This window comes from Bradyrhizobium sp. SPXBL-04, assembly GCF_051853035.1.
GTDB lineage: Bacteria > Pseudomonadota > Alphaproteobacteria > Rhizobiales > Xanthobacteraceae > Bradyrhizobium > Bradyrhizobium zhanjiangense.
This window is the reverse complement of the sequence record NZ_CP182472.1, coordinates 3,199,783-3,223,128: the sequence shown is the minus strand read 5'-3', so window position 1 is coordinate 3,223,128 and position 23,346 is coordinate 3,199,783. Positions and strand designations below refer to the sequence as shown.

The window sequence follows — 23,346 nt, the reverse complement described above, 5'->3', positions numbered from 1 at the left end:
AGCGCGTTTGCAATTTCCACGTAACGTTCCCTCTCCCTGCCGTTCCATCAATCCAAAAACGGCATCGATCGATACTGCCTTGAACTTGGACACTTTGCCGCGCGCGCCTCTAGGAGTCGCCTTGAGGAAATGTTCGAGTTCTAAGGAGGCGCGTGATGAGCGCAGTGGTGTCCGCAGCGGACGTGAAGAGGTCTCGCGTCAGGCTGTTCATCGTGACCATGTTGTTCCTGGTCACCACCGTCAACTATGCCGACCGCGCCACGCTGTCGATTGCAGGCCCCGCGCTCTCCAAGGAGCTGCACCTCGATCCCGTCGCCATGGGTTACATCTTCTCGGCGTTCGGCTGGTCCTATGTGATCGCGCAGGTGCCGGGCGGCTGGCTGCTCGACCGCTACGGCTCGCGTCTCGTCTATGCCTTCAGCATTATCGTCTGGTCGATCTTCACGATGATGCAGGGCTGGGTCGGCTTCTTCAGCGCCGGCACCGCCGTCCTCGTGCTGTTCGCACTTCGCTTCCTGGTCGGCATCGCCGAAGCGCCCTCCTTCCCCGCTAACGCCCGCATCGTCGCCGCCTGGTTTCCGGGCAATGAGCGCGGCACCGCATCCGCATTCTTCAACTCGGGACAGTATTTCGCGACGGTGATTTTCGCGCCGCTGATGGGTTGGATCGCGCACGCCTATGGCTGGCGCTTCGTGTTCTTCGTGATGGGCGCGCTCGGCATCGTCATGGGCCTGGTCTGGATCAAGAGCATCTATGGCCCGAAGGAGCACCCTTCGATCAACGACGCCGAGTTCGACTACATCAAGGAAGGCGGCGCGCTGGTCGATCTCGACGCGCCCAAGGACGATCTGCTGCGCGAGCGTGCCCCCGGGGCCGGCTCCGGCTGGGACCACATCCGCCAGTTGCTCTCCAACCGCATGATGCTCGGCGTCTATCTCGGCCAGTACTGCATCAACACGCTGACCTATTTCTTCCTGACGTGGTTTCCGGTCTACCTCGTCAAGGAGCGCGGCCTGTCGATCCTGCAAGCCGGCTTCGTCGCGACGCTGCCTGCGCTGTGCGGCTTCATCGGCGGCGTGCTCGGCGGCATCATCTCCGACGCCATCTTGCGCAGGACGGGCTCGCTGACCATGGCGCGCAAGATGCCGATCGTCGGCGGCATGCTGCTGTCGATGTCGATCATCGCCTGCAACTATGTCGACGGACAGGCGCTCGTGGTCGGCTTCATGGCGCTCGCCTTCTTCGGCAAGGGCATCGGCGCGCTCGGCTGGGCGGTCGTCTCCGACACCTCGCCGAAGGAAGCCGGCGGCGTCTCCGGTGGCCTGTTCAACACCTTCGGCAATCTCTCCTCGATCACCACGCCGATCGTGATCGGCTACATCCTGGCCGCGACCGGCTCGTTCAACGGCGCACTGGTGTTCGTCGGCCTCAACGCGCTGGTGGCGGCGTTCGCCTATCTCGTGGTCGTCGGCAAGATCGAGCGGGTGACGCTCAAAAGTTCCTCCTGAGGGCTCCATGGGAGCTTGACCAGGCAACTCAACGGCGGCTTCCCAGCCGCCGTCTTTGTTTTGGGGGTGATCGATGCTAGAAGTGCCGGGGAAACGCCTTATCCATCTAAGGCATGTATCGATGTTCGACCTCAACCAGCTCCGCTGTTTCGTCACGGTGGCGGAGGAACTGCATTTCGGCCGCGCCGCCGCGCGGCTGAACATGACGCAGCCGCCACTGTCCCGGCAGATCCAGGTGCTCGAGCACATCATCGATGCGCCGCTTCTGGAGCGCACCAGCCGCTCGGTGCGCCTGACGCCTGCGGGGCGCAGCTTCCTGCCGGAGGCACGGCGCATCCTCAAGCTTGCGGAAAGCGCCTCGCAAGTCGCCCGCCGCATCGCGCTCGGCAAGACCGGCTCGCTGAAGATCGGCTTCACGGCCGCCGCGGCTTACGGCTTCCTGCCTGAGCTCGTCGCCGCCTGCCGCGCCAAGCTGCCGGAGGTGGACTTCTCACTGAAGGAGATGGTGTCGGGCGACCAGTTCGAGGCGCTGACCTCGGGCCAGATCGACGCCGGCCTGCTCAGGCCGCCGATCGCGCGGCCCGAGCTTGCCAGCCGCCGCGTCGTCGCCGAGCCCCTGCTCGCGGCGATCCCGAAGAAGCATCCGTTGGCGAATGCGGAGACCATCACCATCAAGGATTTCGACGACCAGCCCTTCGTGATGTATTCGCCCTATGAGAGCCGCTACTTCCACGATCTGCTGGTGGCGCTGTTCACCCGCGCCGACGTGCTGCCGCGCTATGTCCAGCATCTCAGCCAGATCCACTCGATCCTCGCCATGGTGCGTGCCGGCCTTGGCCTCGCCATCGTGCCGGCGGCGGCGGCAAGCCTGAAGATCGCCGACGTGCGGCTGCGGCCGCTGAAGCTGCGTACCCGCGTTCCCGTCGAGCTCTTCATGGTCTGGCGCCGCGACGACGAGAATCCGTTACTCTCGGCCCTCGTCAAAATCGCTGGTGAATTGTCCTCGGTGGAGGTGGCGGAGGATTGATACTCAATCTGCATCAGTCGATATAGGCTTTGGCTTGGACGCGCATCGAACGGTCTCCTAAACACCGGCGCATGGACGCGCAGGCTTGCGTCCTCCACAACACGCAAGAAGGGAGCCGCGCCCATGAGCAAGATGACCCCGCAGGAAATGGCCCAGAAGATCGGATCGGGCCTCCTGTCCTTCCCCGTCACGCCGTTCAGGGCTGACTACTCCTTCGACGAGGCGACCTACCGCGCCAACATGGATTGGCTGTGCGGCTATGACGTCGCCGGCCTGTTCGCCGCCGGCGGCACCGGCGAGTTCTTCTCGCTGACGCCGACCGAGGTTCCGCAAATCGTCAAGATCGCCGTCGAGGAGACCAAGGGCCGCGTGCCCGTGCTCGCCGGCACCGGCTACGGCACCGCGATCGCCCGCGAGATCGCCGTTGGTGCCGAGAAGGCCGGCGCCGATGGCCTGCTGCTGCTGCCGCCCTATCTGACCCATTCCGAGCAGGAGGGCCTCGCCGCCCATGTCGAGGCGGTCTGCGCCGCCGTGAAGATCGGCGTGATCGTCTACAACCGCGACAACGCCATCCTCCAGCCCGACACGCTCGCGCGTCTCGCCGAGCGCTGCCCGAACCTCGTCGGCTACAAGGACGGCATCGGCGACATCGAGCTGATGACCCGCGTCTACACCAAGCTCGGCGACCGCCTGACCTATATCGGCGGCCTGCCGACCGCGGAGACCTTCGCGCTGCCTTATCTCGACATGGGCGTGACGACCTATTCCTCGGCCGTGTTCAACTTCGTGCCGGAATTCGCCACCAACTTCTACGCCGCCGTGCGCAAGCGCGACCATGAGACGATCCATGCCGGCCTGAAGAACTTCATCCTGCCGCTGATCGCGATCCGCAACCGCAAGAAGGGCTATGCGGTCTCGATCATCAAGGCCGGCATGAAAGTGATCGGCCGCGATTCCGGTCCGGTCCGTCCGCCGCTCACCGATCTCACCGAGCAGGAGATGGCGGAACTGACCGCGCTGGTGAAGAATCTGCCCGCCATCCGTTCGACACAACAGGCGGCAGAATAACGGACGACAACAGGAGGAGCGTGCGATGGCCCAGATTGAGATCTCTGGCGCACCGGTCGTCACGGCGATGCAGGTGATCCCGGTCGCGGGCCGCGACAGCATGCTCCTCAATTTGAGCGGCGCGCATGCGCCGTTCTTCACCCGCAACATCGTCATCCTCACCGACAATTCCGGTCACACCGGCGTCGGTGAGGTGCCGGGCGGACAAAAGATCTGGCAGACGCTGCAGGACGCCCGCGATCTCGTGATCGGCAAGACCGTCGGCGCGATGAACAACATCCTCGCCGATATCCGCACCGCCTTCGCCGACCGTGATGCCGGCGGCCGCGGCAAGCAGACGTTTGACCTGCGCGTCATGATCCACGCGGTCACGGCGATCGAATCCGCGCTGCTCGATTTGCTCGGCCAACATCTCAACCTGCCGGTCGCGGCGCTGCTCGGCGAAGGCCAGCAGCGCAAGAGCGTCGAGACGCTCGGCTATCTCTTCTTCGTTGGAGACCGCCGTAAATCCAAGCTCGACTATGTCAACGGCGAGACCGGCAAGGCCGAGTGGTTCAACCTCCGCCATCAGGAGGCGATGACGCCCGAGACCGTAGTGCGGCTCGCGGAAGCCACCCACGACCATTACGGCTTCGCCGATTTCAAGCTCAAGGGCGGCGTGCTCCGCGGCGAGCAGGAGATCGAGGCCGTCACCGCGATTGCCAAGCGCTTCCCCAACGCGCGCGTGACGCTCGACCCAAACGGCGCCTGGTCGCTCGACGAAGCGATCGGCCTCTGCAAGGACATGCATGGCATCCTCGCTTATGCCGAGGACCCCTGCGGCGCCGAGGCCGGCTTCTCCGGCCGGGAGATCATGGCCGAGTTCCGCCGCGCCACGGGCTTGGCGACCGCGACCAACATGATCGCCACCGACTGGCGGCAGCTTTCCCATGCGCTGCGTCTCGGTGCGGTGGACATTCCGCTCGCCGATCCCCATTTCTGGACCATGCAAGGCTCGGTCCGCGTCGCCCAGACCTGCCGCGACAACGGCCTGACCTGGGGCTCGCACTCCAACAACCATTTCGACATTTCGCTGGCCATGTTCACCCATGTCGGCGCCGCTGCACCCGGCAAGGTGACCGCGATCGACACCCACTGGATCTGGCAGGACGGCCAGGCGCTCACCAAGGAGCCGCTTCAGATCAAGGGCGGCAAGATTGCCGTTCCCGATAGGCCGGGCCTGGGTATCGAAATCGACAGGGCGGCCGTCGACGCCGCGCATGACCTCTACAAGCAGCATGGACTTGGCGCCCGTGATGACGCTATTGCCATGCAGGACCTGATCCCCGGCTGGACCTTCGACGACAAGCGTCCCTGCCTCGTGCGCTAAGAAACTTCAGGCATGATCCCGGAAAAGTGGACACCGGTTTTCCGATAGGATCATGCCCCTTGAACAAGGAGGAATACATGACGGCAATCCTGAAGAACTTCATCGGCGGCGAATGGGTCGACGGCTCCGGCGTCACCAGGAACATCAACCCCTCCAACACCAACGACCTCGTCGGTGAATATGCCAAGGCCGACAAGGCGCAGACCGAGAAGGCGATCGCCGCCGCCAAGGCCGCCTTCCCCACCTGGGCGCGCTCGACGCCGCAGGAGCGCTATGACGCGCTGAACAAGGTTTCTCTCGAAATCCTCGCCCGCAAGGAAGAGCTTGGCCGCCTGCTCGCCCGCGAGGAAGGCAAGACGCTGCCGGAAGGCATCGGCGAGGTCGCCCGCGCCGGCCAGATCTTCGCGTTCTTCGCCGGTGAAGCGCTGCGCCTGATCGGCGAGAAAGGCGCCTCGGTGCGTCCCGGCCTCGACGTCGAGCTCACCCGTGAGCCGGTGGGCGTTGTCGGCATGATCACGCCCTGGAATTTCCCGATCGCAATCCCCGCTTGGAAGATCGCGCCCGCGCTTTGCTACGGCAACACCGTGGTGTTCAAGCCGGCTGAGCTGGTGCCCGGCTCTGGCCATGCGCTCGCCGAGATCATCACCCGCTCCGGCATCCCCGCCGGCGTGTTCAACCTCGTGGTCGGCTCCGGCTCCGTGGTCGGCCAGACCTTGCTCGACCACCCGGATGTGGCGGCGATCTCCTTCACCGGTTCGGTGCAGACCGGCCGCAAGATCGCGCAGGCCTGCGTGCTGTCGAACCCGATGAAGAAATTCCAGCTCGAGATGGGCGGCAAGAATCCGCTGGTCGTGCTCGACGACGCCGACCTCAAGACCGCCGTCGAGGTCGCCGTCAACGGCGCCTATTTCTCCACCGGCCAGCGCTGCACCGCCTCGTCGCGCCTGATCGTTACCGAAGGCATCCATGACCGCTTCGTCGCGGCGATGGCCGAACGCCTGAAGGGCCTGTCGGTGGACGACGCACTCAAGGCCGGCGTGCATATCGGCCCGGTGGTCGACCAGAGCCAGCTCGACCAGGACCTGCGCTACATCAAGATCGGCCAGGACGAGGGCGCCAAGCTCGCCTGGGGCGGCGAGTTGCTCAAGCGCGAGACGCCCGGCCACTACCTCCAGCCGGCGCTGTTCACCGAAGCCAACAACAACATGCGCATCGCCCGTGAAGAGATCTTCGGCCCGGTCGCCGCCGTCATCCGTGCGAAGAATTACGACGAGGCGCTGGCGATCTCCAACGACACCGAGTTCGGCCTCGCCTCCGGCATCTGCACCACCAGCCTGAAATACGCCTCGCACTACAAGCGCAACAGCGAGTCCGGCATGGTGATGGTCAATCTGCCGACTGCTGGCGTGGACTATCACGTGCCGTTCGGCGGCCGGAAGGGTTCGAGCTACGGCGCCCGCGAGCAGGGCTCCTATGCCCGCGAGTTCTACACTGCGGTGAAGACTGCCTATACCAATCCGGGTTGATAGGCCGATATCGTAGATATCGTAGGGTGGGCAAAGCGAAGCGTGCCCACCGCTTATGTTCGGTGTGAAGCATGGTGGGCACGGCGCGTTGCGCCTTTGCCCACCCTACGATTCAGTCTCTGAGGCAAGAGCAGATGGACCAGTCAGTCGCAGCGAAAGAGCAGCCCCGCTACATCAAGCTCAACGAGCGCGACAATGTCGCGATCGTCGTCAATGATTTCGGGCTTCCCGCCGGCTCCCGCTTTGCCTGCGGGCTGACGCTGCGCACCTTCGTGCCGCAGGGGCACAAGACGGCGCTGGTCGACATCGCACAAGACGCGCCGATCGTCCGCTATGGCGAGGTGATCGGCTACGCGCTGTCGCCGATCCTGGCCGGCGAATGGGTGGACGAAGCCCGCATTCGCATGCCGGAGGCCCCTGCCCTCGACAAGCTCGAAATCTCGACCGCCGTCCCGGCGCCGCTGCCGCCGCTCGAAGGATTCACCTTCGAGGGCTATCGCAATCCCGACGGCTCGGTCGGCACCAAGAACATCCTCGGCATCTCCTCCTCCGTGCAATGCGTCAAGGGCACGATGGAGTATGCGGTGAAGCGCATCCGCGCCGAGCTCTTGCCGAAGTACCCGAATGTCGACGACGTCGTGCCGCTGACGCACGCCTATGGCTGCGGCGTCGCCATCACCGCGCCCGACGCTGTGGTGCCGATCCGCACGCTGCAGAACATCGCGCTCAACCCGAATTTTGGCGGCGAGATTTTGGTCATCGGCCTCGGCTGCGAGAAGCTCGCGCCTGAGCGGCTGGTACCGGAAGGCGTCAGCGATGCCATCGTGCGCATGCAGGACGAAGCCTTCGACGGCTTTGGTGCCATCGTCGATGCCATCATGACTCAGGCCGAGGCACGGCTGAAGGTGCTCAACACCCGCAAGCGCGAGACCTGCCCGGCCTCCGATCTCGTCATCGGCCTGCAATGCGGCGGCAGCGACGCCTTCTCCGGCGTCACCGCGAACCCCGCCGTCGGCTTCGCCGCGGACCTCCTTGTGCGCGCCGGTGCCACCGTGATGTTCTCGGAAGTCACCGAGGTGCGCGACGCCATCCAGCTCCTGACGCGGCGCGCGATCAACGAAGACGTCGGCCGCGCGCTGGTGCGCGAGATGGCCTGGTACGATTCCTATCTCGCCCGCGGCGGCGCCGACCGCAGCGCCAACACCACGCCCGGCAACAAGAAGGGCGGCCTTGCCAACATCGTCGAGAAATCGCTGGGCTCGATCGTCAAGTCCGGATCGTCTGCCATCACCGGCGTGCTATCGCCCGGCGAGAAGGCGACGCAGAAGGGCATGCTGTTCGCGGCGACACCCGCGTCCGACTTCATCTGCGGCACGCTCCAGCTCGCTTCCGGCATGACGCTGCAAGTCTTCACCACCGGCCGCGGCACGCCCTACGGCCTTGCGGCCGCGCCCGTGATCAAGGTCGCCACCCGCAGCGAGCTCGCCCGCCGCTGGAAGGACCTGATCGACTTCGACGCCGGCCGCATCGCCACCGGCGAGAAGACCATCGAGGAAACCGGCTGGGACCTGTTCCGCCTGATCCTTGACGTCGCCAGCGGCCGCACAAAACCGTGGTCGGACCGCTGGGGCATCCACAACGACCTCACGCTGTTCAATCCGGCGCCGGTGACCTGAGGCTGGCGAGCCGGCCTCACTGACTGTCGATCAGGTGCATGTCGCCCAGCGTGACAGGCAGGCTGCGCGTGATCAGGTCCGCAATCGCCGCGCGCAACCGTTCGTCTCTGCCGCGCCCGGCTGCGGCACGACGATGAGCCTGCGCTTTCCCGCGGCCGCCGCCCCGGTCAAATCTCCCCAGCTTGATCTGCAAGAGCGTTAGGCAGGGTGCATCGGCGGTTCCGCGAAACCGTCCGGAAACATTGCCGCGAAAAACTTCGTCCGCGTTTCGTCCCTTCGCGTCAAGCAATCAATATCTGCCCCGAAGGCAATGCGAATGTTCGCACACGAGCGAACCTGGCCCGGCATCGACGCGACCAAACCTCCGATTGACATCTTCCACGGAGATTTTCCAATGCGTGTTCTCGCGATGATTGCCTTTGCCGGCGCCATGATTGCAAGCTCGGCCGGTGCCTTTGCCAGCGAGCTTCCCTCTTACGAAGTGACCTCGTTTCCAATCTCGGCGACGCAAGTGCAGGTGCTCGGCGGCGCCGGCGTCGAGGAGCAGTCGGCAAGCCCTGCGATGATCGTCGCCGGCATGCCTGCCTCACCCGCGCAGGTTTCAGTGCTGACCCCGCGCGTCAAGCGGCTCGCGAGCGCGGGTTCGGAAAACCAGGCGCACTAAGCTTCGCTTTGTCATTCCGGGTTCGGCGCCCAGCGCCGACCGGAATGACACGCGGGTCTACGTCATGCTGCCCGGCATGAAGCAGCGCACGCGCGGATGGCCATCGATATAGTGCTTCCACACCATGGTGCGGCCGATCTTGTTAGGCACAGTGATCACCGCACCGTCGGGCACCACGACCCATTCGTCGTCGATGCGGACGCGGTAACGGCCGCGATCGGACTCCCAGTCGACGTCGGCAATGACGTAGCCGTCGGCGTCGGAGCAGCACTGTCCGAATTCGCTGTGCAGGCTTTCGAACCAGGGTTTTAACGGCGAGTTGGCATAGCGCCCGTCGTCGCGCGCCAGCGCCGATGTCGCCAAGAGCGCTGTCAGGGCCAGCAATGGCGGCGCACACAATCTTACAAGTCGCATATCGTCTCCGCGGTCGACATGATCGCCGCGGGGGGACAACGCGCGCCGACCGCCTTCCGCGGCTCGGCGAAAGGCGTGAAGGCAGCGACTCGTTCCCCCAGCAGCTTTGCGGATAGCTATGCAAATCCGGCGCCAGCTTGCATTCCGGGCAACTACTGGAGCGGGCCCGCGGCGCGTTCGTCTTTCGGCGGATATGGCCGCCGCCGACTTTCCGTCTTCCCCGCCAGTACGAGGAATGATGATGTGTGGAGCTACTGCCGACCAGGCGGCACAGTGCGCGAGGGACGCCCTTACTGCTTGGGCGCCGGCGCCATCATCGCGCCGCCCTTTTTCGTCGCGGGTGCCGCCGGCTTCGTGGCAGCGGCCTGCGCAGGGAGATATTTTGCCACGATGGCAGGATCGACCTGGGCCATGTAGGCATCCGGCAGGCGCGTCCAGGTCTCGTCCTTGCCGAGCAACGCGATGCCGAGATAGCCGCGCAGCGTCAGGGTCTGGCCATCAGGACTGACCTTCATGTTGGCCTTCCAGATCTGACCGTCGCGCGGATTGAGCACGTTGCCGCCTTCGTACTTCAAGCCTTCGCGCTTCATGTTGCGGACGAAGGAGATGCCGAGCACCGGCGCGTTCTTGCGATCGTCGGTGCACTTGGAGCAAACCTCGTTCGGATCGTCGCTTGGCCGCGGGAAGGTTTTTGCGATCACGCCTTCAAAGATGCCGTTGTGGTCGACGAAGAGGAACCATCCGACTGTCTTGCCGTCTTCGACCTTCTGCCAGAGGCCCGCCGCCGTAGGCTCGGCGGTCTGCGCCGCAGACCGTGTCACCGCAAGAAGCGACAACGTGAGCGCGAGGAAGGGAAGCAGCCGAGAGCTGGACAGGAAATTCCGCATTAGATCACCTTGCTATTCCACGACTGGAATGGCCGCAGACTACGGCGATTTCGCGAATGGTTCCAGCACCAGAAACATGGGGCATCGCCTCCTGCTCAGCACCGTCAGTTGACACCGAGCTTCTTTTGCAGGCTGGAGGATGAGGTCGTGTACTGGAACACCAGCCGCTTCTCCGGATAGACGTAGCGATGGGCTTTTTGCGACATCAGCGCGCCCTCGTGGAAGCCGCACAGGATCAGCTTGATCTTGCCGGGATAGGTGTTGATGTCACCGATGGCGAAGATGCCTGATACGTTGGTCTCGAACGCCGACGTCTCGACCGGCACCAGATTGTTCTCCAGCGCAATGCCCCAGTTCGCGACCGGGCCGAGCTTCATGGTCAGGCCGAAGAACGGCAGCATGGTGTCGCAGGCAATTTCGGTCATGGCGTTGTCGTTGCCCTTGATGGTGGCGCCGGAGAGCTTGCCATCAGCGCCCGAGAGCGCCGTGACCTGCCCGAGCCTCAGATCCATCTTGCCGCCCGCGACCAGCGCGCGCATCTGCTCGACGCTGTGGGGCGCGGCGCGAAACTCGTCGCGCCGATGCAGCAGCGTGATGCGCTTGGCAATCGGATGCAGATTGAGCGTCCAGTCCAGCGCGGAATCGCCGCCGCCGACGATCAGCACGTTCTTGTCGCGGAACGTCTCCATCTTGCGCACGGCGTAGTGCACCGAAGTGCCTTCGTAGGCCTCGATCCCCGGCACCGGCGGGCGCTTGGGCTGGAACGAGCCGCCACCGGCCGCGATCACCACCACCTTGCATTCGAACACCTTGCCGGCGTCGGTGGTACAGCGAAAGGCGGGATCGCCGATCTTCTCCACGGTCTCGATCATCTCGCCGAGATGGAAGGTCGGATGAAACGGCTTGATCTGCTCCATCAGCGCGTCGGTCAGCCCCTGGCCCGAGACCTGCGGAATGCCGGGAATGTCGTAAATCGGCTTTTCCGGATAGAGCTCGGCGCACTGGCCGCCGACCTTGTCGAGGATGTCGACGAAATGCGCCTTCATGTCGAGAAGGCCGAGCTCGAAGGCGGCGAACAGACCGCAGGGGCCGGCGCCAATAATCAGCACATCGGTTTTGATCACGTCGCTCATGTCGTCTCTTTATCGGTCGTTATCGGTTGGACGGCGCCCTTTGGGCCGAGGTGACCCTGCCTGTCTAGCCAACGGGGATGGAACAGGGAAGGCATAAAAGCGGAGCACCCGGCCGCCGCACCCACTTGCCGGGTCAAAATAACTGGGTTGTAACGAGGAAGGATATGACGGAGATCAATCGGTGAACGCACCAAGCCGCCTCGATACGACGCCGCGCCTGGAAGACTACCCCTATCGCCTCAGCGACAACGTTCGCTTCGGCGATCTCGATCCCAACCAGCACGTCAACAACGCCGTCTACGCCACCTATTTCGAGACCGGCCGTGTCACGCTGATGAAGCTGCCGGAATATGGGCTGACGCCGCCGGGTCTTGCCTGGATCATGGTGCGGCTCGACATCCATTTCCGCGCCGAGCTGCACTGGCCGAACACGATCGAGCTCGGCCTCGGCGTGGTGAAGCTCGGACGAACCTCGGTGACCTTCGAGCAGGTCGTATTCTCGCAAGGAAAGTGCATCGCGTCGGCGAATTCGGTCGGTGTGATGATCGACGAAGCCTCGCGGCGGCCGACGCCGCTCACTGCGGAAGTGATCGCAAAGCTACGACCTTGGCACAAACGCGGCATCGAGGTCGCGCCGCGCGCCTAATCGATGATCCGGACCCGAAGGGCCGCGCTAGCTGCAAAGCGTGCAGCGGTTTTCCGGAAAGATCATGCCCTATTGAAGGGAAGATCAGGCCTGGCGTTCCGGCGTCCCGACGACGAGCCCGTCGAGGTCGTCGGAGACCTTGATCTGGCAGGACAGCCGCGAGTTCGGGCGCACGTCGAAGCCGAAGTCGAGCATGTCCTCTTCCATCGGCGTCGGGCTGCCGACCTTCTCGCGCCAGGCTTCGTCGACATAGACATGGCAGGTCGCGCAGGCACAGGCGCCGCCGCATTCGGCCTCGATGCCGGGAATGCTGTTGCGGATGGCGGCTTCCATCACGGTTGCGCCGTTCTCGATTTCCACCGTGCGGGTTTCGCCCTTGTGGTCGACAAAGTGAATCTTGGCCATGTGTGCTCGTGCTGCCGCGGTGCTTGGAATGAAGGAGGGGTCCCGGCTGTCCTATAACGGGTCGGTCCGCCCGGCGCCATAGCGTTTTCGCGCGACGTGAATCCCGCTTCGCGGCAAGAAAACGCGTCAAAACAAAAGAGTAGAACCTGGTTCTGACAGTCCGCGCTTAAGGCTTCAGCATCGCCTCGATGGCGGTGCGGGCCTCGGTTACCGCCTCTTTCAAGGCAGCAAGGGCGTGGGGCCGGCCATGGCCGGTCCGGATCGCGGTCTCCAGGCTGGCTGCGGCATCGGCCACCGCAAAGGCGCCGATCCCGCGAGCCGAACCCTTGAGCTTGTGGGCAAGTGCGCCGGCCTCTGCCGGCAGCGCCGTCATCGCCGCAATCAGGCGGGCCGCCTGCTCGGCGAACATCGCCAGTACTTCCCGTTCCAGCTGGGCATCGCCGAGCGTCATGCGCGAGAGGTGATCGAGGTCGAGCGGGCTATCGATGGGTGCAAGCGGGGGCGAGGGCATCCAGTCCATCCGTTGCAGTTCAGGTGTCATGACCCAGGCCCCGGCATCGCGCGATGGTCCCGCCGGTCCGGCGGTCAGGTTCCTCCCACCCAAGCATGAAAATGGTTACCGAAATGTTTGGGCTGTTTGACGCAGATCCGCCGGTTTGTTGACTAAAAGTTGCCGCAATCGGCCAAGTCCGGTGGAGAATTGCATTTATTGCTAAGGCGTTACGGCCCGATCCTGTTAACGATGATTAAGATTGTCTTAATCGCGGGCATTTCATTCGAGACGCTCTGCCAATAGGATGTTGCAGAAATTGGCGGACAAGCCGTCCGGGTGGGGACGGCTCGGAGATCCGCGCAAGCGGCATGATCCGGTCTGTGGGCTTGCGTAACGCGCAGGGCTCGCGGGGGGACGCGTACAAGTAACGAGGGCTCGGACTGACATGGCGAACACTCCGAAAAAGGTCAAAGACCCCACAGAAGTTGCGCTTTCTGCGATCCAGGAAGCCCTGAACATCAGTGACACCGCTGCGGATACGAGCCGCAACGCCGCGATGCGCAACGAAACGCCGCCTCCGGTGGCGCCGCCCGCGCCGCCGAGCTTCGACGAGCCGAGCTTCGAGCCGCGCCCCGCCGCCAACGAACGAGCGACCGCGTTCGACCCGATCGAGGAGCCGCGCACCTCGCGCCGCGCCGCCAACGACGACCGCGAGACCATCGGCCAGCTGCTTCAGGCGCTTCAGAAGAGCCGCCCTGCCCGCAGCGTCTACACCTTCGCCACCATCTTCGCCGGCGTCTGGCTCGCCGCCTGCGCCGCGCTGACGTTCGGTTTCCTGCCCTCGATCCAGGCCGCCATGGGCCAGAGCGGCGGCGTGCTCGTCATTGCCGGCCTGATCGCGATGTTCTTCGCGCCCATCATGCTGTTCTACTTCCTGGCGAGCCTCGTCTGGCGCGGCCAGGAAATGCGCATGATCGCGCAGGCGATGGCGCAGGTCGCGATCCGCTTCTCCGAGCCGGAAGGCTCGGCCTCCGATTCCATGGTCACCGTCGGCCAGGCCATCCGCCGCGAGGTCGCGGCGATGGGCGACGGCATCGAGCGCGCGATTGCGCGCGCCGGCGAGCTCGAGACGCTGGTCGCCAACGAGGTCGCGGCGCTCGAGCGCGCCTATTCCGACAACGAGGTGCGCATCCGCGCCCTGCTCCAGGACATCGCGCATCAGCGCGACAATCTGGTCGGCCAGGCCGAGCAGGTCCGCAGCGCCATCTCCGGGGTGCAGATCGACCTGCGCCACGACATCGCGCTGATCTCGGACGCGATTGCCTCGCGCGTCGACGAGGTGGCCAAGTCCATCACCGGCGCGCTGGAAGAGCGCGGCGCGCACATCACCAGCGCCTTGAGTAACGCCGGCGACAACATGATCCTGGCGCTCGGCGAGCGCGGCGGTGACCTGCTCGACCGCCTCGAGGAGGCCAGCAACGAGACTACGCGCGCCGTGCTCGACGCCAGCGAGCGGCTGACCACCAGCCTCAACTTCAAGACCGGCCACGTCCACGACGAGTTCGTCGACCTCGCCGACCGCGTCCATGAGATGTTGAACGAGCGCATCGACCGCATCACCGGCGAGTTCGAGCAGCGCTCCGCCGCGATCGTCGACGGCATCTCGGAGCGCACCGAGCAGGTGCACGATTCCCTGAAGAATTCGTCGGATTCGCTGCTGCTCGAGCTCGAGCTGCGTTCCAACGACATCTCCGCCAAGATCGACGACGCCGGCAACCGGCTCGCCGGCCAGATCATGACGAGCGGCGACAAGGCGAGCGAGGCGCTCGACGCCACTGTCAACACCCTGGTCGCCAAGGTCGTCAGCCAGACCGAGACCGCGCACGATTCGCTGTCGCTCCAGATGAGCGCCTTCGACGAGCTCGTGAGGAACCAGGGCACCGAGCTGGTCGAGAAGTTCGCCCGCGACTCCGGCACGCTGGGCGCGCTGATTACGCGCCATATCTCCGAGTTCGACCGCACCGTGAAGACTTTCGGCGGCGAGATCGTCGAGCGCATGGGCCAGCGCACGCAGGACATCGCCGAGACGCTGAAGACCTATGTCGACAATTTCGACACCCGCTTCACGTCCAATGGCGGCGCGATCACGGCCGTGCTCGACCAGCGCCTCGTGCAATTCGAGACCACGATCGGCGAACGCGTCAGCAACTTCGACGCCTCCTTGAACGGCAAGTTCGCCAGCCTGGACGGTACGATCGAAGGCCACATCAGAACCTTCGACGAACAGCTCATCGGCCGCGTCGCCGAGCTCGAACAGTCGTTCGACAGCCGCGCCAGGTCCATGACCGAAACCATCGACGGACGCATCAATACATTGGCGATGTCGCTGAGCGACGGTGCCGCGCAGGCGATCCAGTCGATCGATGGCCGCCTCACCCATCTCACGACGTCGCTGACCGGCGGCGCATCGCAGGCCATCGAAAAGATCGATACGCGGCTCAACCACCTCACCACCTCGCTGACCGAGGGCGCATCGCGGGCCATCGAAACGATCGACACGCGCCTCAACCACCTCACCACCTCACTGACCGACGGCGCATCGCAGACCCTCCAGTCGATCGACACGAGGCTGACGCACCTCACGACGACGCTGACCGGCGGCGCGTCGCAGGCGCTCGAGTCCATCGACTCCCGCCTCACCTACCTGACCACGGCGGTGACGAACGGCGCCTCGCAGGCCGTGCAGTCGATCGACACGCGCCTCACACTGCTGACCTCGACCCTCACCGATGGCACAGCGCAGGCGATCGAGGCGGTCGACCGCCGCATCACCGGCGTCACCGAGATCATGGACGGCCGCAGCACGCATCTGGCCGACACGGTCACGGCGCGCTTCCAGGAGATCCACCAGGCCATCGAGACAAAGGTCGGTTCGGTCGCTAACGACATCGACGTGCGCGTGGCGCAGTTCGAGGACCTACTCGGCTCGCGCGTCGAGGCCGTCGCCGGCCGCATCGAGAGCAGCGGACGCCAGGCCAGCGAGGACATGATGTCCCGCGCCGAGATGATCTCGACCGCGATCCGCTCGCATGTCGAAGATGCCGAGCGCTCGCTCACCAACCTCGTCGTCAACACCAGCGAGACCATCCAGACCGGCGCGCGCGCCGCTCAGCAGTCGCTGCTGACGGTCTCCTCCGACGTCAATGCCCAGCTCAAGATGACCTCCACCGAGGTCGAGCGTGCGCTGACCGCGGTCGGCACCGGTGCTGCGAATTCGATCCTGACCAGCGCCCGCGAGGCGCAGTCGACCCTGGTCGCCGCGTCGGGCGAGGCGTCGAACCAGCTCAAGGGACTCGCTGCCGACGTCGAACGCACGCTGTCCGCGGCGGGCTCGGCCACCGCGGCCTCGATCCTGGCCGGCGCCCGCGAAGTGCAGACCACACTCGTCACCGCCTCTTCGGATGCGACCAACCACGTCAAGACGCTCACCGCCGACGTGCAGCGCTCGCTATCGCTGGCCGGCACCAGCACGGCGGAGTCGATCGTCGCCGGCGCCCGCGATGCACAAGGCGCGCTGATCGCGGCTTCGACCGAGACCGCCAACCAGATCAAGGCGCTGTCTTCCGACGTGCAGCGCTCGCTTTCGATGGCGGGCACCTCGACCGCCGAGACCATCATGAGCGGCGCCCGCGAGGCCCAGAGCACGCTGGTCACGGCATCCTCGGATGCGGCGAGCCAGGTCAAGTCGCTTGCGGCCGAAGTGCATCGTTCGCTCTCGCAGGTCGGCGTGTCGACCGCCGAGACGATCACCACCAGCGCCCGCGACGCCCAGAGCACCCTGCTCGCTGTCTCGGCCGAGCAGACCAGCCAGGTCCGTTCGCTCGCGGCCGAGATGCAGCGCGCGCTGGCGACCGCCGGCGGCGCCACCATCGAGGCGCTCACCGGCGGTATCCGCGAGGCCCAGGGCACGCTGATCTCCGCCTCGACCGACGCGGCGAGCCAGATCAAGTCGCTGACCACGGACATCGAGCGCACGCTGACCGCGGTCGGCGCCGACACCGCCTCGACGATCCTCAACAGCGCACGTGAGGCGCAGACCTCGCTGACCTCGACCTCGGCGGACGCCGCGAGCCAGATCCGCACAATCTCGACCGAGATCGAGCGTACGCTGAGCGCAGCCACCGCGAATGCGACCAACGACATCCAGACCAGCGCGCTCAACGCCCAGAACGCGCTGATATCTGCCTCCAACGAGGCGAGCTCGCGGGTCAAGTCGAGTTCGGCCGATGTCGAGCGCTCGGTGCTCGCCGCCAGCAGCAGCTTCGGCCAGGCCATGACCGGCAAGACCGACGAGATCGTCACCTATGTGCAGCAACAGGCCGACCGTCTGTCGAACATGATCGACGCCAAGCGCGGCGCTCTGGTCGACGCGATCGGCTCCAAGACTAGCCAGCTCACGCTTGACATCGACCGCGTCACCTCCGACGCGCTGAAGTCGATCGAGACGCGCGGCCAGGCCTTCTCGCAGACCATGATGGGCAACGGCTCGGAAGTCGCCCGCGCCATCAATACGGCGAGCGAGATCGCCACCGGCGCGGTCGGCAAGTCGCTCAAGGACCTCGAGCAGGCCTCGCGCTCGGCGATCGACCAGTCGCGCCAGGTCTCGATCGCGGCCGTCACTGAGATGCAGGAGACCAGCAAGATCCTGCGCACCGACACGGTGGCGCTGTTCGAGCGGCTGCGCGAAGGCAACATCCTGCTCCAGGAGGTGTTGACCGGTGCGCACGACAACCTCAACTCGCTCGAGCGGGCGCTGGTAACGCGCGTCGCCGACTTCGTCTCCGCGATGAACGACGTCACCTCGCGCAACGGCGCTGCGACGCAGAACCTGGAAGACCAGCTCAACGTCTTCAACAGCAAGACCACGAAGGCGCTCCAGGATCTCGGCGAGCTGTCGACCCAGTTCGACAAGCACGGCAAGGCGCTCGTCGAGGCCGCGCAGGTCGTCGAGCAGAGCAACAAGAACACCACCGCCTCGCTCGCCGAGCGCAAGCAGGCGCTGGAATCGCTCGTCACCACGATCGACCTGCGCACGGCCGATCTCGACCAGCGCCTGTCGCGCTTCACCGGCCTGCTCGATGAATCGCTGGCCGCAGCCGAAGAGCGTGCCCGCGACATCGCCCGCGTCGTCGCCGAGACCGCCGGCGCAGGCTCGGCCGCGATCACCCGCCAGTTCGAGGCGGTGCGCGCGGCGTCCGAAGAGGAGCACCGGCAGACCATCGAAGCCATGCATGACATCTACCGCCAGACCACCGACGAGGCGGATGTGATGTTCAAGCAGTCGACCGAGAAGTTCTCGAACCTCGTCGCCAGCATGAAGCAGATGGCGCTCGACATGCACAACGAGCTCGAGGCCACCCGCAACGAGCTGCGCCGCGGCGTGCTCGAGATGCCGCAGGAGGCCGCCGAGAGCACTGCGCAGATGCGCAAGGTGATCGTCGACCAGATCGAGGCTCTCGCCGAACTCAACCGCATCGTGGCCCAGCATGGCCGCGGTCTCGACGTCACGACGACGAACCGCGCCAGCGTGCAGCGCCAGGAAGAGCCGTCGGTGCTGGCAGCCGTCGGCGGCCGCACCACCGAGACCCGCATGCGCGACACCGGCAGCGCCTCGACGCTGCCGCCGCCGGACCTCGGCATGCCGGCTGCGCGCCGCACCGAAGCGCCGCCGGTCGCGCCTGCCGGCAACGACCAGGGCCGCGACGGCTGGCTGTCGGACCTGCTCAACCGCGCCGACACCGGTCCTGCCGCTCCGAACGGCCGTGAGGCTCCGCGCGGCCGCGCGGCACCCGCGCCGCAGCCGCAGGCGCCGCAGGGTGGTGGCAATCCGCTGGAATCGCTGTCGCTCGACATCGGCCGGCTGATGGACCGCAACCTCGCCGCCGAGATGTGGGACCGCTACCAGCGCGGCGAGAACAAGGCCTTCACCAAGCGCCTCTACACGCCCGCCGGCCAGAAGGCCTTCGACGAGGTCGCCCGCAAGTATCGCGCCGACCGCAACTTCAAGGGTACGGTCGACCGCTATGTCGCCGAGTTCGAACGCCTGCTCGACGAAGTCGCCCGCGACGGCCGCGGCCCGCAGGAGCTGCGCAGCCACCTGATCTCGGAGACGGGATTGGTCTACACGCTGCTGGCCCACGCGGCGGGACGGCTGGGATAAGCAGCAGGTGTCTCGCAAGACAGCACGATGAAAACGGAGGCCTCGCGGCCTCCGTTTTGTTTTGCCGCAGGGTCAAGTCGCGCTGGACTGACCGAATGACAGTCGCTCGGCCAGGACCGCAGCCTGGGTGCGCGAGCCGACGCCGAGCTTGCGCAGGATCGTCGAGACGTGGCCCTTCACCGTCTGCTCGGCGATGTCGAGCTCACCCGCGATCTGCTTGTTGAGCTTGCCTTCGACGATCATCGCGAGAATGCGCAGCTGCTGCGCCGACAACGAGGCCATTCGCGCAGCAAGCTCGATATCGGCGCTCTGGATCGAGCCGCGCCCGCCGACATTGGGCGGCATCCATATCTCGCCGGCGAGGATCTTCGTGATCGCATCCGCCATCTCGGGCAGGCTGAGCGATTTCGGGATGTAGCCGGACGCGCCGTAGGCGATAGCGCGGCGGATCGTGGCGGCATCCTGACGCGCGGAGATGATCGCCACCGGCACCGTCGGGAATTGCGCCGACAGGATGAACAGCGCGGCAAATCCCTGGATACCCGGCATGGTCAGATCCCAGAGGATCAGGTCGATCTCGTCGGACTGGGCCGTCAGCACGCCGGTCGCCTCGTCAAGCGACTGGCAGGCGATGATGTCGAGATCCGGCAGCACGCTCGACAGCGTGCTGCGCAACGCGGCCTGTACCAGCGGATGATCGTCGCCGATCAGGATGCGCATTGTCAGGGGATCTCCTGTTTCGTCCCGAACTGCCGGCTGAGGACTTCGCCGCCGAGGAAGCGCCGCAGAGCCGCCGGCTTGACCGGCTTCGACAGGATCTCGCAACCGCGCGCCCTCGCCTCCTTGCGCACCGCCTCGCTGCGATCGCCGGTGACGACCAGCGCGCGGACCTCGCCGCTCGACTTCTGCCTGAGATCGTCGAGAAAGTCCAAGCCGCTGCGGCCGCCATCGAGATGGTAATCGAGCAGCACGATGTCGGGTGGGCTGGCTGTGGCCGCAGCCATCGCCTCGGCGGCATTCGCCGCGACCAGCACGCGATGTCCCCAGGCGCCGAGCAGCGCCGTCAGACCCTGAAGGATCGTCGCATCATTGTCGAGGCACAGGATCGTCAGCGGCCGTTCCGCCGCCACGGGCGCTGAACTCGCAGGATTGCGCTGAAGGGGCCTGCCCGTTCCGCGCGCAAGCGGCACCGTGACGGCGAAGCACGAACCATGTCCCGGGCGCGAATGGACGTCGATGGCATGGTCCAGCAGCCGCGATACACGATCGACGATGGCGAGCCCCAGCCCCAATCCCTTCTCCGACCCGGGCGCGAGGCGCTGGAACTCCTCGAAGATGCGCTTCTGGTCAGAAGCTGCGATTCCGACGCCGGTATCCCAGACCTCGATGCGCAGCGCGTCACCGCGCCGCCGGCAACCAAGCAGGATGCGTCCCTTGGGCGTGTAGCGGAGTGCGTTCGACAGCAGGTTCTGCAAGATGCGACGCAGCAGATGCGGATCGCTGCGCACTGCGAGGCGGCAATCCACGACGTCGAGGTCGAGCCCACGCTCGCGCGCCATCGCCGAGAACTCGAGGTTCAACTGCACGAAGAGATCCGCGATCGGAAAATCGAAAACCTCGGCGCGAACGGCGCGGGCATCATAGGAGGAGATGTCGAGCAGCCTGTCGAGCACGTGCTCGGTCGAGCGCAGCGCGGTAATCGCGCTGCTCGCCAAGGTACGCTCCTTGTCGGCATCACCAGCTCGCGACGAAGCATGCAGGCTCTCGTCGAGCGCGGACAGGAACAGACGGGCCGCATTCAATGGTTGCAGCAGATCGTGGCTGGCCGCCGCCAGGAAGCGGGTCTTGCCGAGATTGGCCTGCTCTGCGTCCGCCTTCGCCAGCTCGAGCGCCTCGGTCCGCTCACGGACACGCAGCTCGAGCCCCTCATTGGCGCGTCGTAAGGCTTCCGCGGCGCGATGACGTTCGGTAACGTCGGTATAGGTCGAAACGTAACCACCCTCGGCAACGCGATCATAGACGATCTCGAGCACCGTGCCGTCCGGCCGCTTGCGCTCATACAGATAGGGCCAGCTCTGCGTGGCGACGTCACGATTGACCAGGAGCGCGGCAAATTCGGACGCGGCATATTCGCCGCGCTCGACGTTGAAGGCAATGAGATCCGCCAGTGGAAGACCGACGCGAACGAAATCCGGCGGCAGGTCCAGGAGCGCGATGAAACGGCCGTTCCAGGCCGTGATGTTGAAATCCGCATCGAACGCACAAATGCCCTGCGGCACGCTCTCCAGCGTGCTCTGCAAAAGGCTGCGGTTGAACCGCAACGCCTCGGAGGCTTCATCGAGCATCGCCATCGCCGCGCGCCGCGACAGCGAGTGCCCTTCCAGCGACGCGGCGATGACCACGCGCGCCGATGCCGCACCAATCGCGCCGGCAAGCAGATTCTCGGTGAATCGGATCGAGTCGAGATCGACGAAGCCTGACGGATCGAGGCGCGGCCCGCTGCCGGCGATGCGCGCAGCGAGATAGCTGTCGAAGGCCGCGGCGCCCCGCACGGGCCCGACAAAGCGCAAGGCCAGCGCCCGGAGATCATCGAGGCGGACCACCACGCGCGAAGACAGCCTTGGGGTATTTTCGCGGACGACGCCATCGGCAAACGCCGCGGCCTGGTTGCGCTCGACGGTCGACTGCCGGCCCAGCGCCGAGACCATCAGGAAGCAGACGAGGTTGGCGCCGAGGCTCCAGAGTGTGGCATGCGAGATCGGATCGATCCCTTCGAGACCCAGCAGCGCGTTCGGCTTGAGCCAGGCGAGCTGCCACGGGCCGTGGCGGACGATCTCCTCGATCGCGGGCCAGAGCGGCGCGGCCGAAGGGAGCAGCAGCGCATAGGCCCAGATCAAGAAGCCGATGGCGATCCCGATCGAGGCGCCGGCTTTGTTGGCACGCGGCCAGAACAGCCCTCCGACGAACGCCGGACCGAATTGCGCGACCGCGACGAACGACAGGAGTCCGATCACGGTGAGCGGATAGGACTGGTTGACCAGGCGGTGCATCAGATAGGCGAGCAGCAGGATACCGAGGATCGAGAGCCGGCGCACCGTCACCAGCACCGAGGTCATCGGCCGGCTCTGCGCACGCAGGCCAAAGACGCGCGAGCGCAGCAGCAGCGGCATGATGACGTCGTTGCAGAGCATGGTGCTGAGGGCGACGGACGTCATGATCACCATGCCGGTGGCGGCCGACAGCCCGCCCAGGAAGGCGATCAGGCTGACGGTGCTCGCGTCCGCCGCGATCGGCAGCGAGATGACGTAGGTGTCGGGGTCCATCATCGCGCCGAACCTGGCAAGCCCGGCCGCGGCGATCGGCAGGATCAGCAGGCTGAACAGCGCAAGATAGCTCGGATAGAGCCATGCCGCAGTGCGCGTATGGCTAGGTGCCTCGTTCTCGACGACGGCGACATGGAATGCCTGCGGCAGGCACAGGAAGGCGATCGCCGAGATGATGATCGTCGCAGGCCACACCGGTTGCGTCGGATCGAAGCTCAGGATGCCCGCCAGTTGCGGCTCCGATTGAAATTGCGACAGCAGAGCGGCCGGCCCGCCGGATAGTCCGAACAGCACGAACAGGGCGACGATCAGGAATGCGAGCAGCTTGACGACGCTCTCGAAGGCGATCGCGAGCATCAGGCCGCGATGATGCTCGCTGGCATGGACGTGCCGGACGCCGAACACGATCGCGAACAGCGCCATCGACGCGGCGACGCCGAATGCGGAATCCTGCCAGAACCGCAGCGCTTCGCCGCCGGCACGCTCGGGCTGGAGGATCAGGTAGTCAAAACTCTTGCCGACGGCCTTGAGTTGGAGCGCGATATAGGGAAGCACCCCAAGCAGCGATGCGAGCGTCACGAAGGCCGCGAGCACCTGGCTCTTGCCGTAGCGCGCGGCGATGAAGTCCGAAATCGAGGTGACGTTTTGCGCCTTCGCGATCGCAATCACCTTTGACAGGACTCTCTGGCCGAACAGCAGCACCAGGGTCGGGCCGATATAGATCGTGGCAAAGTCCAGCCCGCTGGTCGCGGCCCGCCCGACCGATCCGTAGAAGCTCCAGGAGGTGTTGTAGACCGCAAGCGTGAGGCAATAGCTGATCGCGGCCGCCCAGGAGTTTGGCGACACCAGCGGCCCACCGGCGCTCCGTCGGTCGCCCCACCAGGCCACCAGGAACAGCGTGGTCACATAGCCGGCAGCGACCGCAAGAACGAACCACGCCTGCAAGACATCCTCACCCGAGACCGTCTGATCCGCCGGCGACGAGCG

17 protein-coding genes are annotated in these 23,346 nt (G+C 65.5%); 9 read left to right on the top strand and 8 right to left on the bottom strand.

The window, feature by feature from the left end:
• The first annotated feature begins 155 nt into the window (after positions 1-155).
• From ACNJX8_RS14955 to garD, 6 genes are all read left to right on the top strand, one after another.
• A complete protein-coding gene (locus ACNJX8_RS14955) occupies positions 156-1,508 on the top strand; it encodes an MFS transporter (RefSeq protein ID WP_164940520.1) in 1,353 nt (450 codons plus the stop codon).
• Between the two features lie 121 nt (positions 1,509-1,629).
• A complete protein-coding gene (locus tag ACNJX8_RS14950; RefSeq protein ID WP_128932784.1) occupies positions 1,630-2,535 on the top strand; it encodes a LysR substrate-binding domain-containing protein in 906 nt (301 codons plus the stop codon).
• A gap of 123 nt (positions 2,536-2,658) precedes the next feature.
• Positions 2,659-3,603, top strand: coding sequence for a 5-dehydro-4-deoxyglucarate dehydratase (kdgD, locus tag ACNJX8_RS14945; protein WP_439361222.1), 945 nt, complete (start codon positions 2,659-2,661; stop codon positions 3,601-3,603).
• 25 nt (positions 3,604-3,628) lie between these two features.
• Positions 3,629-4,972 carry a glucarate dehydratase gene (gudD, locus tag ACNJX8_RS14940; protein WP_439361221.1) on the top strand — a complete coding sequence of 448 codons (1,344 nt, stop codon included), beginning with the start codon at positions 3,629-3,631 and terminating at the stop codon, positions 4,970-4,972.
• 77 nt (positions 4,973-5,049) lie between these two features.
• Positions 5,050-6,498, top strand: a complete 1,449-nt coding sequence (locus ACNJX8_RS14935) for an aldehyde dehydrogenase family protein (RefSeq protein WP_439361220.1) — start codon at positions 5,050-5,052, stop codon at positions 6,496-6,498.
• A gap of 134 nt (positions 6,499-6,632) precedes the next feature.
• Positions 6,633-8,174, top strand: coding sequence for a galactarate dehydratase (garD, locus tag ACNJX8_RS14930; RefSeq protein ID WP_439361219.1), 1,542 nt, complete (start codon positions 6,633-6,635; stop codon positions 8,172-8,174).
• Between the two features lie 16 nt (positions 8,175-8,190).
• Here the strand turns inward: garD and ACNJX8_RS14925 are convergent, their stop codons facing one another.
• The gene (locus ACNJX8_RS14925) at positions 8,191-8,463 is read right to left on the bottom strand and encodes a hypothetical protein (RefSeq protein ID WP_439361218.1); all 273 of its coding nucleotides are present in this window, start codon (positions 8,461-8,463) and stop codon (positions 8,191-8,193) included.
• Positions 8,464-8,568: 105 nt separating this feature from the next.
• Between ACNJX8_RS14925 and ACNJX8_RS14920 the strand changes: the two genes are divergently transcribed.
• On the top strand, positions 8,569-8,838 hold the full coding sequence (locus ACNJX8_RS14920; RefSeq protein ID WP_249756707.1) for a hypothetical protein: 270 nt from the start codon (positions 8,569-8,571) through the stop codon (positions 8,836-8,838).
• 57 nt (positions 8,839-8,895) lie between these two features.
• Here ACNJX8_RS14920 and ACNJX8_RS14915 read toward each other — a convergent pair whose 3' ends face one another.
• From ACNJX8_RS14915 to ACNJX8_RS14905, 3 genes are all read right to left on the bottom strand, one after another.
• Entirely contained in the window at positions 8,896-9,252 is a 357-nt protein-coding gene (locus ACNJX8_RS14915) for a hypothetical protein (protein ID WP_128944789.1), read from the bottom strand.
• Positions 9,253-9,542: 290 nt separating this feature from the next.
• Entirely contained in the window at positions 9,543-10,139 is a 597-nt protein-coding gene (locus tag ACNJX8_RS14910; protein ID WP_439361217.1) for a DUF2147 domain-containing protein, read from the bottom strand.
• Between the two features lie 104 nt (positions 10,140-10,243).
• Positions 10,244-11,272, bottom strand: coding sequence for an NAD(P)/FAD-dependent oxidoreductase (locus ACNJX8_RS14905; RefSeq protein ID WP_091898501.1), 1,029 nt, complete (start codon positions 11,270-11,272; stop codon positions 10,244-10,246).
• Between the two features lie 181 nt (positions 11,273-11,453).
• Here ACNJX8_RS14905 and ACNJX8_RS14900 point away from each other — a divergent pair, with 181 nt between their 5' ends.
• The gene (locus tag ACNJX8_RS14900; RefSeq protein WP_128938788.1) at positions 11,454-11,918 is read left to right on the top strand and encodes an acyl-CoA thioesterase; all 465 of its coding nucleotides are present in this window, start codon (positions 11,454-11,456) and stop codon (positions 11,916-11,918) included.
• Positions 11,919-12,002: 84 nt separating this feature from the next.
• Here ACNJX8_RS14900 and ACNJX8_RS14895 read toward each other — a convergent pair whose 3' ends face one another.
• Positions 12,003-12,323 carry a 2Fe-2S iron-sulfur cluster-binding protein gene (locus ACNJX8_RS14895; RefSeq protein WP_091898497.1) on the bottom strand — a complete coding sequence of 107 codons (321 nt, stop codon included), beginning with the start codon at positions 12,321-12,323 and terminating at the stop codon, positions 12,003-12,005.
• 166 nt (positions 12,324-12,489) lie between these two features.
• Entirely contained in the window at positions 12,490-12,864 is a 375-nt protein-coding gene (locus ACNJX8_RS14890) for an Hpt domain-containing protein (protein WP_091898495.1), read from the bottom strand.
• A gap of 397 nt (positions 12,865-13,261) precedes the next feature.
• On the opposite strand from ACNJX8_RS14890, the gene ACNJX8_RS14885 reads away from it, so the two are divergent.
• Entirely contained in the window at positions 13,262-19,036 is a 5,775-nt protein-coding gene (locus ACNJX8_RS14885) for a negative regulator of septation ring formation (protein ID WP_439361216.1), read from the top strand.
• Positions 19,037-19,108: 72 nt separating this feature from the next.
• On the opposite strand, the gene ACNJX8_RS14880 is transcribed toward ACNJX8_RS14885, so the two are convergent.
• Positions 19,109-19,762, bottom strand: coding sequence for a response regulator (locus ACNJX8_RS14880; protein WP_439361914.1), 654 nt, complete (start codon positions 19,760-19,762; stop codon positions 19,109-19,111).
• A complete protein-coding gene (locus ACNJX8_RS14875) occupies positions 19,759-23,304 on the bottom strand; it encodes a hybrid sensor histidine kinase/response regulator (protein WP_439361215.1) in 3,546 nt (1,181 codons plus the stop codon). Before ACNJX8_RS14875 ends, ACNJX8_RS14880 begins: the two co-directional genes overlap by 4 nt.
• Positions 23,305-23,346: the final 42 nt, after the last annotated feature.